This window comes from Desulfocastanea catecholica, assembly GCF_054657295.1.
Window position 1 is genome coordinate 126726 of the sequence record NZ_BAAHYZ010000013.1, and the last position, 14360, is coordinate 141085.

16 protein-coding genes are annotated in these 14360 nt (G+C 47.6%); 4 read left to right on the plus strand and 12 right to left on the minus strand.

What is annotated here, in order from left to right:
• Positions 1 to 18 precede the first annotated feature (18 nt).
• The 7 genes from ACYQ8U_RS13370 to ACYQ8U_RS13400 form a co-directional block, all read right to left on the minus strand.
• The gene (locus ACYQ8U_RS13370; RefSeq protein WP_459946050.1) at positions 19 to 786 is read right to left on the minus strand and encodes an amino acid ABC transporter ATP-binding protein; all 768 of its coding nucleotides are present in this window, start codon (positions 784 to 786) and stop codon (positions 19 to 21) included.
• 46 nt (positions 787 to 832) lie between these two features.
• Positions 833 to 1927, minus strand: coding sequence for an amino acid ABC transporter permease (locus ACYQ8U_RS13375; protein ID WP_459946051.1), 1095 nt, complete (start codon positions 1925 to 1927; stop codon positions 833 to 835).
• A gap of 8 nt (positions 1928 to 1935) precedes the next feature.
• Complete coding sequence (locus ACYQ8U_RS13380) at positions 1936 to 3108, minus strand: amino acid ABC transporter permease (RefSeq protein WP_459946052.1); 1173 nt, start codon at positions 3106 to 3108, stop codon at positions 1936 to 1938.
• Positions 3109 to 3174: 66 nt separating this feature from the next.
• Positions 3175 to 4194, minus strand: a complete 1020-nt coding sequence (locus ACYQ8U_RS13385; RefSeq protein ID WP_459946053.1) for an amino acid ABC transporter substrate-binding protein — start codon at positions 4192 to 4194, stop codon at positions 3175 to 3177.
• Positions 4195 to 4463: 269 nt separating this feature from the next.
• Complete coding sequence (locus ACYQ8U_RS13390; protein WP_459946054.1) at positions 4464 to 5051, minus strand: HDIG domain-containing metalloprotein; 588 nt, start codon at positions 5049 to 5051, stop codon at positions 4464 to 4466.
• 37 nt (positions 5052 to 5088) lie between these two features.
• Positions 5089 to 6108 (minus strand): uroporphyrinogen decarboxylase, encoded by a 1020-nt coding sequence (gene hemE, locus ACYQ8U_RS13395; protein WP_459946055.1) that lies wholly within the window; start codon positions 6106 to 6108, stop codon positions 5089 to 5091.
• Between the two features lie 53 nt (positions 6109 to 6161).
• Entirely contained in the window at positions 6162 to 7238 is a 1077-nt protein-coding gene (locus ACYQ8U_RS13400) for a radical SAM protein (protein WP_459946056.1), read from the minus strand.
• A gap of 421 nt (positions 7239 to 7659) precedes the next feature.
• On the opposite strand from ACYQ8U_RS13400, the gene ACYQ8U_RS13405 reads away from it, so the two are divergent.
• The 3 genes from ACYQ8U_RS13405 (at position 7660) to ACYQ8U_RS13415 (ending at position 9018) form a co-directional block, all read left to right on the plus strand.
• Positions 7660 to 7968 carry a hypothetical protein gene (locus ACYQ8U_RS13405; RefSeq protein WP_459946057.1) on the plus strand — a complete coding sequence of 103 codons (309 nt, stop codon included), beginning with the start codon at positions 7660 to 7662 and terminating at the stop codon, positions 7966 to 7968.
• A 198-nt stretch (positions 7969 to 8166) separates the two neighbouring features.
• Entirely contained in the window at positions 8167 to 8523 is a 357-nt protein-coding gene (locus ACYQ8U_RS13410) for a TusE/DsrC/DsvC family sulfur relay protein (protein WP_459946058.1), read from the plus strand.
• Between the two features lie 207 nt (positions 8524 to 8730).
• On the plus strand, positions 8731 to 9018 hold the full coding sequence (locus ACYQ8U_RS13415; protein WP_459946059.1) for a hypothetical protein: 288 nt from the start codon (positions 8731 to 8733) through the stop codon (positions 9016 to 9018).
• Positions 9019 to 9267: 249 nt separating this feature from the next.
• On the opposite strand, the gene ACYQ8U_RS13420 is transcribed toward ACYQ8U_RS13415, so the two are convergent.
• From ACYQ8U_RS13420 to ACYQ8U_RS13435, 4 genes are all read right to left on the minus strand, one after another.
• Positions 9268 to 9498 carry a hypothetical protein gene (locus tag ACYQ8U_RS13420; protein WP_459946060.1) on the minus strand — a complete coding sequence of 77 codons (231 nt, stop codon included), beginning with the start codon at positions 9496 to 9498 and terminating at the stop codon, positions 9268 to 9270.
• Positions 9499 to 9535: 37 nt separating this feature from the next.
• Positions 9536 to 10123 (minus strand): hypothetical protein, encoded by a 588-nt coding sequence (locus ACYQ8U_RS13425; protein ID WP_459946061.1) that lies wholly within the window; start codon positions 10121 to 10123, stop codon positions 9536 to 9538.
• A gap of 350 nt (positions 10124 to 10473) precedes the next feature.
• Positions 10474 to 11577 carry a hypothetical protein gene (locus tag ACYQ8U_RS13430; protein WP_459946062.1) on the minus strand — a complete coding sequence of 368 codons (1104 nt, stop codon included), beginning with the start codon at positions 11575 to 11577 and terminating at the stop codon, positions 10474 to 10476.
• 28 nt (positions 11578 to 11605) lie between these two features.
• Positions 11606 to 12322: a DUF4145 domain-containing protein gene (locus ACYQ8U_RS13435; protein WP_459946063.1), complete on the minus strand. Its 717-nt coding sequence runs from the start codon at positions 12320 to 12322 to the stop codon at positions 11606 to 11608.
• A 463-nt stretch (positions 12323 to 12785) separates the two neighbouring features.
• On the opposite strand from ACYQ8U_RS13435, the gene ACYQ8U_RS13440 reads away from it, so the two are divergent.
• Entirely contained in the window at positions 12786 to 13553 is a 768-nt protein-coding gene (locus tag ACYQ8U_RS13440) for a nuclease-related domain-containing protein (protein WP_459946064.1), read from the plus strand.
• Positions 13554 to 14019: 466 nt separating this feature from the next.
• Here the strand turns inward: ACYQ8U_RS13440 and ACYQ8U_RS13445 are convergent, their stop codons facing one another.
• Complete coding sequence (locus ACYQ8U_RS13445; RefSeq protein ID WP_459946065.1) at positions 14020 to 14301, minus strand: DUF2284 domain-containing protein; 282 nt, start codon at positions 14299 to 14301, stop codon at positions 14020 to 14022.
• Positions 14302 to 14360 lie beyond the last annotated feature (59 nt).

The following is a 14360-nucleotide window of genomic DNA, read 5'->3' on the forward strand; positions in this document are numbered from 1 at the left end:
CTGAAGGTTCCTTCGCGATCAATCAAGAATCTGGCTTAAGAAGAGCTGGGTTCGCTCATGCTGCGGATTATTGAAAAATTCCTCGGGACTGTTTTCTTCCAGGATTTCGCCGTCATCCATAAACAGGACCCGGTGGGCGACACTTTTGGCAAAACCCATTTCGTGGCTGACGACCAGCATGGTCATGCCGTCCTGGGCCAGGCTGATCATGACATCGAGTACTTCTTTGACCATCTCCGGATCGAGGGCGGAGGTCGGCTCGTCAAAGAGCATGGCATTGGGTTTCATGCACAGACTGCGGGCGATGGCCACCCGCTGCTGCTGTCCGCCGGAAAGCTGTCCTGGAAACTTATGCGCCTGTTCGGCGATGCGTACCTTCTCCAGGTAGTACATGGCTATCTCCTCGGCCTCCTTTTTCGGGGTCTTTCTCACCCAGATCGGCCCCAACGTGAGGTTTTCCAGGATAGTCAGGTGGGGGAACAGGTTGAAATGCTGAAACACCATGCCTACCTCGGTGCGGATCTTCTCGATATTTTTCAGATCGTTGGTCAATTCAATCCCGTCGACGATAATCTTTCCGCGCTGATGTTCTTCAAGTCGATTAATGCACCGGATCAGGGTTGATTTCCCGGAGCCCGAAGGGCCGCAGATAACGATGCGTTCCCCTTTTTTAACGGTCAGGTTGATATTTTTGAGAACGTGAAAATCGCCGTACCATTTGTGCATGTTTTCAATGGTGATGATCGGCGAATCGTCAGTGTTTTTTTCTGTTTCATTGGTGTTCATCGAATTTTATCCTGGTTGCTGGTCACAGTTGGTCGGATTGACGTTTTTACAGGCTGGTATCGAGTTCTCTTTCCAGCCGCCTGCTGTAGTTGGACATGAAAAAGCAGCAGACAAAGTAGATCAGTGCCACAAAAATATAAGCCTCGGCCGAATAGCCCATCCATTTCGGATCGCTCAGGGTGGTCTGTGTTGTTTTCAGTAAATCATAAAGGGCAATGATGACTACCAGGGAGGTATCCTTGAACGCCGAGATGAGAATACTCACCGAGGGGGGGATAACAATTTTCAGGGCCTGGGGCAATATGATCAGCCGCATGGTCTGAAAGTAGTTGAGACCGAGAGAATCAGCCGCCTCGTACTGCCCTTTGTTGACTCCCTGCAGCCCGCCGCGGACCACCTCGGCGATATAGGCAGCGGTAAATAAAATGATCGCCACCTGTGCCCGCAGTATTTTGTTGATGATAAATCCTTCGGGCAGAAAAAGGGGGAAAACCACCGAGGACATGAACAGCAGGCTGATAAGCGGCACGCCTCGAATCAATTCGATATAGACGACACAAAATGACTTTATGACCGGCATTTCCGACTGTCGGCCGAGGGCGAGCATGATGCCGATCGGATACGCGGCTGTCAGACCGAAAACCGACAGGAGCAGGGTCAGCGGCAGGCCGCCCCAGAGATTGCTTTCCACCGATTCAAAACCGAAGAGACCGCCTTTCAGCAGCAGGCCCATGGTAAAGAGACCAAGCATCCACGCATAAAACAGCGATTTTCGCCAATGGTTGCGGTTCTGACTGTAAAAAAGCAAGGCGATCAGGATCACCACCGCCAGCAGTGGGCGCCATTGCAGATCGTGGGGATAAAAGCCGAACAGGATAAAGCGGATGTTGGCGGTAACGACCGACCAGCAGGCGCCTTTCCCGGCTGAGCACTGTTCGCCGGACGGCAGCCAGCTGCTGCTGATAAGCGCCCAATTAATCAGAGGCGGTACCGACAGCCAGAGCAGATAGGCGACCAGCAGGGTTAAGGTCGAATTAAACCAGCCGTTAAACAGGTTGGCCTTCATCCAGCCGATAATACCGATATTGGTCAATGGTGGCCTGATCACTTCAGCTGTATTGAGGTGGAGATTTTTGTCCATAGGCGTGTCTATCTTTCCACGAGGGCAATTTTCTTATTGTACCAGTTCATAAAGGCTGATGTCGACAGGCTGAAAACCAGATAGACGATCATGATCATGGCGACGCCTTCGATGGCCTGACCGGTCTGGTTGATCGTGGTTCCGGCAACGGAGACAAAATCGGGGTAGCCGATGGCGACGGCCAGCGAACTGTTTTTCGTCAGATTGAGCATCTGGCTGGTAAGCGGCGGCACGATAACCCGCAGTGCCTGCGGCAGGATGACCAGTTGCAGGACCTGACCCTGTTTGAGGCCGATGCTCAAGGCTGCTTCGGTCTGCCCTTTGGTGACTGACTGGATGCCGGCCCGAACGACCTCGGCAACAAAGGCGGCGGTATAGAGAACGAGACCGAGGAGCAGGGCGGTAAATTCCGGGCTGACGGTCACCCCGCCCTTGAAGTTGAATCCGGAAAGTTCCGGCACATTCATTGCCGCCGGGGCGCCGTTCAGCCACCAGGTAACGAGGGGGAAGCCGAAAAGCAGAACCAGGGAAACCCTGACGAGTGGAAAGATCTGTCCGGTTGCAGCCTGACGTCTTGCCGCCCATTTTTTCAGGAAGAAAACCATGACAGAGGCGACGAGGAAGGCGGCAAAGGCGTATTTATATGTTTCATGCCAGAAAGGAACGCCAAAAATCAGGCCTCTGTTGCACAGGAAGATCCCGGCAAGAGGGTTGAGAGCATCACGTGGTGACGGCAGAATTTCATAAAAGAAGGCGTACCAGAAAAAGAGCTGCAGCAGTATCGGAATATCCTGAAAGACCTCGATATAGATGGCCGAAAGCCTTGCCACCAGCCAGTTTGAGGAAAGTCTGGCGATACCCAGCAGGGTGCCGAGGATGACCGTGAGGATAACGCCGATAAAGGACACCAGCAGGGTGTTGAAAAAGCCGATGGTAAGTGCCCGGCCATAGGAGTCTGCAGCGGAATACTGAAAGAGGGTTTCGCCGATTTCAAAGGAAGCCTCCCTGGTCAGAAAGTCAAAGCCGGTGGAGATTGACTGTCGCTCTAAATTGGCAAGGGTGTTATGGACCAGATAATAGCTGAGCAGGCCGACGCCGGCGAGGGTGAGAAACTGGTAGAGGATCGCCAGTTTGGCCGGATCACGCAGAAACGGGATTTTCTCTTGGGCTGATGTCTTCATATTCACCTATGCGGCTGCCCAATGGGGTCTTCGGGCAGCCGATTACACAATGACCCGGCTTGCCTGTTACTTAAAAGGAGGGGAATACATCAAACCGCCGTTCGTCCAGAGCGCGTTCAAACCGCGTTCGATCATCAGGGAAGTATTCACGCCGACATTTCTCTCGAAGACCTCGCCGTAGTTGCCGACCTGCTTGACGATATTGTAGGCCCACTTTTCATCAAGGCCAAGAGCCTTGCCGTTCCCAGGGGTCACACCGAGGAAGCGCTGCACCTTGGGGTCGGTGCTTGTCATCATTTCGTCGATATTTTGCGAGGTGATGCCCAGTTCCTCGGCTTCAATCATCGCCAGCACGGCGTAGTTAACGATGTCTTTCCACTGGTTGTCGCCATGACGAACGGCCGGGGCCAGAGGTTCCTTGGAGATGATTTCGGGCAGGATCATGTAGTCGCTCGGAGTCGGCGCAACAGCGCGGATACCGGCTAACTGGGAAGCATCGGAAGTCATACAATCACAACGACCGGCAAAAAAGGCCTTGGACAGTTCCGCGGTACTCTCGATGACCACAGGTTTCATCTTCATCTTGTTGTAACGGAAATAGTCAGCTACGTTCTGTTCGGTGGTGGTGCCGGGGAGGACGCAGACCGTTGCACCGTCAAGCTCTTTGGCACTTTTAACGCCGAGTTTTTTCGGGATAAGAAATCCCTGGCCGTCATAGTAATTGACCTGGACGAAATCAAGGCCGAGGTCTGTGTCGCGGCTGAGGGTCTGGGTGGCATTACGGGTGAGCACGTCAACCTCGCCGGACTGCAGTGCGGTAAATCGGGTCTTGGCGGTAAGGGGGGTGTATTTCACCTTATCGGCATCGCCAAAGATAGCCGCCGCAACTGCCCGGGCCGTATCCACATCCAATCCTTTCCATACGCCTTTTTCATCGGGTTTGGCAAAACCGAACAGATCACCGTTGACGCCGGCCTGGAGAAAGCCTTTGGCTTTTACATCATCGAGGGTGCCGGCCATGGCAACCCCTGCACTCAAGCAAAACGCTGCAACCACTGTAGGAACAACTCTCTTCAATTCTCTCATCGCACATGCCTCCTTTGGAATTTGTCTCTTACCGCGTCAAGACTGTTGGTCACAGTCTTTCTTCCTCTGTGTTGCTCCTCGGACACCCTGGAGGGTGTGAGTATAAATAAAATTGATCAATAGGTAATAAACTATTGTATAGGTATTCGATAAACAGTGGTTGTGTCAAGATGTTTGGCGGAACCTGACGGAAATGTAAGGAGCTGATAGAGAGAAGAAGATCGAATATACCTGGTCAATTGTATTGCGGCAGACCGGTCCCTGCATTGCTAAAATTTCGCATGGGATATATGTTGGCTGAGTTCCGTTGGCGAAAAGTCGAGAAAGCTGAAAAGAAATTTTTCCAAGTCAATAGTTTTATTGAAATTATGACGAATAAGCCGTTCCTTGACCGGGTTATTGTCACCGTATCGCTCGAGAATATATTCGAGTCGGCCGTCGAGGGAAACCACCTGGTCGTGACAGACTCTTTTGTCGGCATAGAAGACCATCTCTTTCGTGCCGAAAACTCCCCGGGCGTAGAGGTCCGCTGCAAAATTTTTCAGGACGACATGTTCGGCAACAATCTCGCTGAGTTCCGGATAGCCGAGCTCGAGGCATATCTGTCGACCAATTTCGGCATGACGGCAGTCGGTGTTAATACAGAGGGTTTTGGCAATATCGTGCAGCAGGGCCCCGACAATAACTTCTTCTTTATCCGGCAGCGGGCCGGGACTTTTGCCGGAACTGTGCAGCCCGTCCACCAGGGCCTCGGCAACCCGGGCGACGACAAAGGAATGCGCCCGGATATTCTCAAGCATTTCGAACCTGTCGTGAAAATCGAGGCACTCCTTGATGGACGGTATGTTTATTTTCATAAATTATAATAAGTTGTGGTTGCTTTTTTAGTAGCGTTTACCTGCTGCTCAGTTCATGCACTGCATCGACGGCAATTTTTGCCTGTTCGGGTGGGGTGAACTGGTGAATGCCATGGCCGAGATTGAAAATATGGCCATATGCATCTTGTGCCCCTTCGAGTAAACGGCCGATGCGCTGCCGCAATTCGTCTTTTGGCAGCAGCAGGGCGAAGGGGTCGATATTACCCTGCACCGCTTTTTTGCCGACTTTCTTGATGGCGTCACCTATATTTATACGCCAGTCAAGGCCAATGACATCGGCACCGGTGTCGACGGAAAGATCGAGCAGGGTAGCACCGTTATTGGCGAAATATATCAAAGGGATATCATATTTTTTCAGGGCGGCGATTATTTTTTGCACGTAAGGCAGGGCAAAATCGGCAAAATCGCATGGCGCCAGTATGCCTGCCCAGCTGTCAAAGAGCTGCAGGGCCTGGGCGCCTGCTCTGGCCTGGGCCTGCAGGTAGAGGATGGTGCTGTCGGTAATTTTGTCCATCAGCCGGTGGTATAGCACCGGCTGGGTGAACATCATCTTCTTGGTTTCCCAGAAGACCTTGGACGAGCCGCCCTCGATCAGGTAGGTCGCACAGGTAAATGGAGCGCCGGCAAAACCGATGAGAGGTACCTTCAGTTCATTGCGTAATAATCTGATCGTTTGCATGACAAAGCCCGTCGCTTCGTCCGCGTCCGGAACAATGAGTGTATCCAGCGCCGCCTGATCGCGAATGGTTTTATGAAAAATTGGTCCACGGCCTTCATGGAATTCCAAGGGTGCGCCCATGGCTTCCATGAGAATGAGAATATCCGAGAAAAGTATGGCCGCATCCATGCCGAGAAGATCAACCGGCTGCAGGGTCACTTCAACACAGAGCTCCGGGGATTTACACAGCTCGAGAAACGTCACGTTGCCGCGGATTTTCTGGTACTCGGGCAGATAGCGCCCTGCCTGGCGCATCATCCAGATCGGGGTATAGTCGGTTTTTTCACCGCGGCATGCTTTGAGAAAGGTATCGTTCATAGGGTCTCGTTGGTTGAGTGATAGTTGAACAACGATTAACTTTCGATGAAAAACTATTCTGCTGCATCTTTAAGAACTATCTGCCGGGGAACATAGCTGCAGAACGGTTCCTGCGCCAGGAAGTCGCCGGTCATGGAATACGCCCTGGCGCGACAGCCACCGCATACCCCGACATATTCACACTTGCCACAGTTATCTTTATACCCTTTAAAATCGCGAAGTTGAAGGAAAAGTTTCGATTCTTCCCAGATTGTCTTGAAGGGCGTTTTCTTGACGTTGCCGGCGGATTTGGCAAAGTAGCTGCAGGGCTGCACCTCGCCATCGACGTCAATGAGACAGATGAGCTGCCCGGCCAGGCAGCCTTTTGACCCCCCGGTGGAAAACTGCAGGCTTCTGCGCTTGTTTTTTTCTCCCAGTTCCTTGTCTTTCTGACGGACGATACGGTAATAGTGCGGGGCGCAGGTAGGCCGCATCAACAATTCGTTTTCCTGTTTTTCCACCTCATAGTGCCATTCGAGGATCTCGTCGTAGACATCTTCCGGGATCAGCTCATCCATGATGTCCTCTCCCCGGCCGGTGGGCACGATCATAAACATGTACCAGGCGGTGGCGCCGAGACTTTTAACGAGGCGGTAGATCTCCGGAATTTCAGCCCGGTTGCGCACGGTAAAGGAGGAATTGATCAGGAAAGGGATATCATATTTCTTGAAAAGTTTGATGGCATTCATGGTGCCGTCAAAGGCCCCTCGCTGATTGCGGAAGTTGTCGTGGGTCTCGGCCTTGGCACCGTCCAGACTGAGGGAGACCATTTTGATCTGCGCGTCCTTGATGTTGCGGCAGACTTCATCGGACACCAGGGTGCCGTTGGTCGCCAGACACATGCGGAACCCCTTGCCGGTGCCGTACCTGGCAATATCAAACACGTCTTCGCGCAGCAGCGGTTCGCCGCCGGAGAGCACCAGGACCGGGCTGGCATAGGTGGCGATGTCATCCATGATCGCTTTTGCTTCATCCAAAGAAAAATCCGGATGGCCGGCGACTGCCAGCTCGGAGGAAGAGCGGCAGTGCACACATTTGAGGTTACAGCGTCGGGTGATTTCCCAGGCGATCCACTTTGGTTGAAATTCCATGAAACTGCTCCATAAATCAAGGTGGCAGGGTGTCACGTCCATTGAGAGACACCCTGAAATATAATAAAATTAACAGGATGGAAAACAATCCCGTCGTCTTACTGTCGAGCTGATGTTCGATCTAGCAAAAAAACATAAACCGTCAAGGTTGTAAATAATAAGTATTTTCCTGGGGAAATAAAGAGAAAGGCGCTTGTCTGAGCTGGATAATGTCCGGGATCACAAGGTACTTATCCCCGCAAGGGGGGACTGAAAAGAGTACCCCTCAAGCGGGTATTGAAAAGAATCCAGACGGCTGCACAAAGTAGAAATTATTTTGGGAATGGTTATTGTTGATCTGTAAGCACAGAACACTGTGCAAAATCAACCGGATCAACTCTTGGACTGCCAGGGGTTGTTGTTAGAATAGGGAGGTAGAGGAATGAACACACAAAAAAGAATGGTTGAGTCCTTTCAGATGAACCATCGGATATTCATGAAAAGTCTCATCGACAGCCTGGATAAGCTTGAAGAAGATATCGAGGCTGCTCGCGAGGTTGACAACGTCTGCACCGGAGAATGGTGCCGAGCAGTCGAATTTTCCCTCGATGAAATCGCCAAGGATCTCTACTCGATCAGCGAGCCTCGCTGGATGGCCGATGATTATTCGCGCACCCTGCGCAACAGCCGTCGCAGATTGCACGATCTTTATGCAAAATATCAGGGTATGCGATCATCAACAGAGCATTAAGATGAGCAGTTCAGAATGAAAAAATGGTTTTTCTCGGATGGACGTCAACAAAGAGAAAAAAGAACATCATTTCTAAGCCGTTGTCAAAAAATGACATGGCCAAAGGTAAACCCGGAACGGCATAAGGAGCCGAAACGAAATGGGTGAAGATGGCCGGGTTATTTCGTAACGGCTCCTAAGTCACTGAGGAGGAAGATAATGATTGATCTTAGTGTAGCTGGAAAAAGTGTCAAACTGGATGATGAGGGTTTTCTCGTTAATCAGGAAGACTGGAACCTCGATGTTGCCAGAAAGATTGCTAAAAATGAAGGCATAGAAGAATTGGATAATGATCAAATGGAAATTGTTGAATTTTTGCGGAATTATTACAAAAAATTCAATGCATTTCCAATTCTCAACTATGTTTGCAAGCATGTGGGACAAAAAAAGGAATGCCTCAATAAAGAATTTGTCAATCCCATGATTGCCTGGAAGATAGCCGGGCTGCCCAAGCTGGACGGCATTCATTTTGTGGCCGTTGATGGTAAAAACTATATAATGGAAGAGTGTTGTTAGCTGCCACATCTAACCGGTTTTTTGGCATATATTTTGTTCCATCTGATGGAGTGTTTATGCCATGGATGTGCTTCAAAGATGCGGACCAATTTTCACAGCGATTGGGAGGCGGACAAAAACAGCAATTGACAAGAGCACCCCGCAAGAGGGTATGGAAAATATCCTCGGCTTTTTTCTTATTTGCCGGGGTCTACTACGGAGGACGTTATGACGGACACCAGGGATTTTGTAAGTGAGGTGGAGAGAAAAATAGAAAAGCGACATGAAGACATTGTCAAATTCAGGATCATTGCCGAGGTTGCTGATCCGGATGATCAAATTAAATTTTATCAGATCATCGAAGATATCGTCGAAAAAGAAAATGCGGTGCAAGAAAAGCTCGCCGCTTTTGATAAAAGTAAAGCAGTCGACCGGACGGACATGGCCGATGAAATAGAAAGGCTGCAAAAGCTTGTCGAGGATGCCATTGAAGTTGCGAGGGTTAGAATAAACTGATGTTATCACCGGTCATTTTCCTAATCGATCACATCATCGAATTCGTCCCCTTCAAGCATTGCCAGAGCCTCGTGGGCAGCATCAACAATATCGTCATCATTGGAATAGAGAAGCTTTTCCAAGAGAGTAACTGATTCAGGCAGGCCGATCTCTGCAGCGGCATCAATGATTGCCAGTACCGTTCCAGTACCGTTGTATTATCAATAACAGGATCGGCAGCCAAGCGGGCAATAGCGGGCCATGCCTTTTTCAGTTCCCAATGGCCCGCAGCTCTATCGGTTCCTCATTATTACCCACTATGGAAAGCAATGTCTTGGCGAGTGCGTCGTTAAACACCACAAGATTACCTGTCATCTCAGCGGCCAACAACCTTTCGGATGGAACAGCGGAATAATTATCAAGAATTTCTTGATACATTCCGATCGTATCTTTCGGCCAATCCCATCGGGGAATTGTATCGTAGAGTATTTTCAGATACATTGTCCTGTCTCCTGTGAAAAGGAGGCGTACCGCCGAGTCAACGCTTTTTCTTCCCTCTATTTTGTTTCTTTTTTTTCCGTCTGCTGCCTTGCGGGATTGTTTGCGTCCTTTTGTCTGACGAGTCTGAGGTATGATCCGACTGCGCCGCAATTATAGGCGACGCATCAGATGCAGTTGCATCAACATTGCCGGAGCCAATCAGTGCGGGTTCTTTGACAACCTCTGCCTCGGAACTATCCTGATGAATGACCTGGGTGACCACCCGGTCGGTAATTTCGGAGAGATAAGCTTTGAGCGTTTCAGAAATCTCGTTAAATTCCGGCCACAAAGTCTCGTCGACAAACTTTTTCGATACCCGAGCCATTACCGTGGTATATCGTTGCCCACTGTAGCGATATGGATTAATGCCGTAGCGCCTGAGCAAAGCCACGAACACTTTACGTGTCCACATGTCCGCCATGGTAAATCGATATTCGATCAGGGGCTCTTCCTTTTCCATAAACCGCAGTCGTTCGAGTATCCGTTCCCTGGCAAGTTCAGCGGCTACTTCTTCACCTTTCGTGGCTGCCCCCGAGAACAGCGCTTCGATTAAGCGCAGCTTTTCTATCAATTTCTGTTCATTCATTTATCAGCAATTCCCGCTCAGTTTTTAACTTACTGAAAATATGTGATCTATTAGATCAACGCTTCCTAAATTCCCACCATGATCAAATGACTCACCTATCTGAACACATGCCCCCAACGGGCCTGGTCTTTTTTTGGGCGGTGAAATGCAGAACCAAATGAGATAGCAGATAATCTTTTCATAAAGGTGCTGCGGACATACTGCCATGGATCAGGTCAATGAGGTCTCTCTACGTAAAATGATAAGGTTTATAGGAGATATCGTTACACGTTGCTAACGTTTGAACTCACTGGATTTTTACGGAGCGCAGCGAAATAAAAATCCAGTGCAGTGATTTGTTGGGCAAGTGATCACAATACATTTGCTTTGGTTGCATTCCGAAGTTGTGGCCCAGCAACTTCAAGTGCCAATTCGATTATATCCTGTATGTTTCGCCGACTATAATTAGTCCCAAGCCACCATCCTGCTACAACTTCAACAGAGTGTTGTTCTGCCAGATCAGGTCGACCGGGGTAGAGCTCATGTTTGTCCCTTGCAAGATACCGCCTTTTCTTGCCATGTTTACGTGATGCAAATCTATCAAGAAATCCGCTTTCCTCTTGATGCAGCAGTTGAAAAAGTTTTGTCATAACCTCTCTCGCCGAACGAGCAGGAAAATCTTGTCCCTTGAAGATGAAATTAAAATGGTCAACAGTTCGAGTGTGAATGGTGCTGGTAGCTGGGGTGAATGGCTTCTTCTGTTTTATAGGAGGTTTTCTCTCAACTTCATATTTATCAATATGGTTGTTGTTCTGAATTTGCATTTCCAGAAACTGACTGCAAACATCTAAATCAGGTTTATACCCGCAAAGGTCTTCAACTTTTTCAGCAAGCAGCTCCAACAACAATGAATCCTGATCTTTGAGCAAAGCTTCCCATGCTTTAGGAAAATTCGTTTCGATAATTCGGACACGTGCCACATTCTGATAATCTGAACGTGCGGCCTTTAGAGCGGCACCTGAACAGACATTGCTGTAGCTTAAATATCTGTCAAGTCTGCTTTTTGCTTCGGCAATATCTCGTTCCAGAAGATCAAGCTTATAAACTCTGCGTTCGTCGTAACGACCTTGCTCACCAGGAAGGTAAAAACTCCACTCTTGGCCGTCTGTCAGAATCGCCATCGGTACGCCAAGATGGAAAGCATATTCGAATAACTGTCGATCTGCACCTTCAGATAATCCCACCTTTTTGACCTCGATGAATACCGATGGCCTGTTTTCAGGATGGCATAATGCGTAATCGACACGTCGGCCTTCAACCGAAAATTCTGGAATTACGATTGATGTATCAAAAACTGGCCACCCTATCGCATGCAAAGCTGGCAAAAGTATCCCCTGTGAAACCGCCGCTTCTGAAGTAAATCTACCTTCCTTCAGACCCTGCCGAACCTTTTCAATGTGATTAGCGATTGCCATTTTGCATCCTTCTTTATGCCCAACGCCGCTAATTAGCGGCGGGGTTTTTTGCGTCCGCTGAATTAGCTTTGTTATGAGTTTTCATCATTATTTCAGCTTTACGCTCAAGATCTATTTTCGCTTCATACATATGAATCATAAGAGATTCTAAAAGATCGATTGCTGAGCTTAAACTCTGCTTATCGCAAGCTTTTAGTCTATGCGCTGCATCATCTCCGACAAATTTTATTCCCTTAAGACCGTCAATAATGCTAATTGGGATGTTTGAAACCTCTTTAAGCTTGTCTATCTTTTTAGCTAATCCCCAAGCATCTTGATCATTAATTCCCTCAAGCACACAAATTCCCTCGAGTAATGCCCGTACTCCCATAGCTGTAACAATTCTAAGCCCTTGTTGAAAAGCGGATATTATTTCTTTGTACGTTTCATATAGTTTTTTATCTACATGATGAAATTTTTTAATTTCTCTTTCACCTAGATTCTTTCTTTTGGGGTGGTAATTGTAGGAATAAATGTTATCACCATTTTGATCATGCATTCCAGCAGCAGTCCATTTCTCCTCTAAAGTAGCAGTATCACAACCTCTGCAGACTAGAAATCGATATTCTGTTTCCTCATAGTAACCAAGGAACTTCTGTCCATGATCTTCATACTCTTCGTAATATGACTGATCATGAGTTGATTTAATATCTTGATTGGTCTCGCCTTTGCAAGTGTTGCAATATATTTTCGATCGATCAGTCATTTCGCTCACCATGACTCATAACAAGTAAATCTGCTAAGCTGTATATCACCGGAATTGGGGTGATATACAGAAAATATCTTCGATTTTTAGTTATTGAGATTCTTCCAAAGTAAAGATATTTCCACTAAACCTTAACCCTGATTTCGACAAATTATTACACGAAGATATCACTATCGTTTTTGTCGAATTTCCATTTCTTCAGTAGCACAGGATGCATCAACAAAATTCAGGTCGCACACTATGATTAATCAAAAACACCGTCACTGGTGACGTACCGACGGCTCCCATCCGCCATGATGGCACTGTCAGTAAAGATTCCTAACTATGTAAAAATCAGTAACCCTTGTGGACTCAAATATTTAAACACCATAGACTCTACACTAGACAATTCAGAAACTCTACGGTATTTGTTTGTAACTAAATGAAATAATATTACTTTAAATGACACATAGTAGGACTATCAATGAAAGCTAAAACAAGATCTCCTCTTAAAGATAAACCTCTCCGCTATGTGGCTCAGTCTGGTGACGAGGCAATTGAGGATCTCTTATACGACAAGGTTCTTTGGCATTACTCAGTGGTAATAATTTTCGCAATGATTTTGGGTTACGAGTGGTTAAGATACTACAAACCACTAACTAAACCTCCAATCCATCTGACCTTATTGGTTGGGGTACTTTGTGCCTACAGCATCTTTAAATTTGTCCGACATCTCCTGAAACTCAAACACCTTAAATTAGGTAGGAATGGGGAGAGGGCAGTAGGCCAATACCTGGAAGAGTTCAGGGAATCAGGCTGTCGTGTGTTTCACGACATTGTTGGCGATTCGTTCAACGTAGATCATGTCGTGATTTCGAATAAAGGCATTTACGTCATTGAGACCAAGACCTACAGCAAGCCAGAAAGCGGTCGGGCCAATATCAATTATGACGGTCAACAAATACTGATAAACGGCAAAGAGCCACTTACTGACATAATCGTGCAAGTAAACGCAGCCTCCTCATATATAAAAAAAATCATCAACGATTCAACAGGTAAGCACTTCGAGCCTTTCCCAGTGGTTCTTTTTCCTGGCTGGTTTATTGAAGGCAATGGTAACAAGCAAGGCAAAATATGGGTACTAGAACCGAAAGCATTCAGGAAATTCTTGGATCGGCAGACTGAAAAATTGTCAACCGAGGATGTGAAGTTGGCTTCATACCATTTGTCTCGACATATAAGGACATCGTGATTGGCATAACATATTCTGGAAACAGCTCCGTCGAGAGCAAGGTCGGAAAAATGTTGATTGGTGCGCCAATTCGTCCACAATAATCAGTTACTCTCTTGCACGGTGCCTGACATTTGCTCTGAAATGATCAGCAAAAATAATCTGGAAGCATCAATAATTCAGACTGCTCCATTTGGAGCCGTTCTTCGATAATATTCTTGAATTTTTCGAAGTACCGGAATGTTCCATTTCGGTAATGATATTTGGTCATGATCAGTGTCAAAATGTTCAGGAAACATCCACATCAATCCGCATTTGGGCGCGTTTGAGCTTGCCTGTATCAACCTTTGTCATAACATAATTCCGTCCAATACAACGAGAGAGAGTTAGTGACCCATTGGAGGAGCAAACCAATTATCACAGAATATCTGTTCCCAAAGCATGATTTGCTTTAAACCTATATATACAGTGTGCTAAATAATAAGATTCATTCATCTAAGCTAAAGAAAATCAAACTGAAATAGGTGACGGTATTTGCACCGTTGCTATATTTTACATTGTATTTTCTGGCTTGCTCCATGACCAATACGCCATACCCTTCAGTGGCTGGATACATACGATCGGGATGTTTACAGGGGGAGGTGGGGTGCGTGCATTTTTTGCATAAAGCACACCCTTCTGTGGAGAGAACTAACAAATCCTCATCATATCTGCGAAATACACTTACAACGGCATCGGTTATTTTTTCGTGTTTTTTTCGCGCATCCATCCTTTCATATCATATTGGCCGTTCAGATTATTCACCGTGGTAAACATAAAAGCGTATGT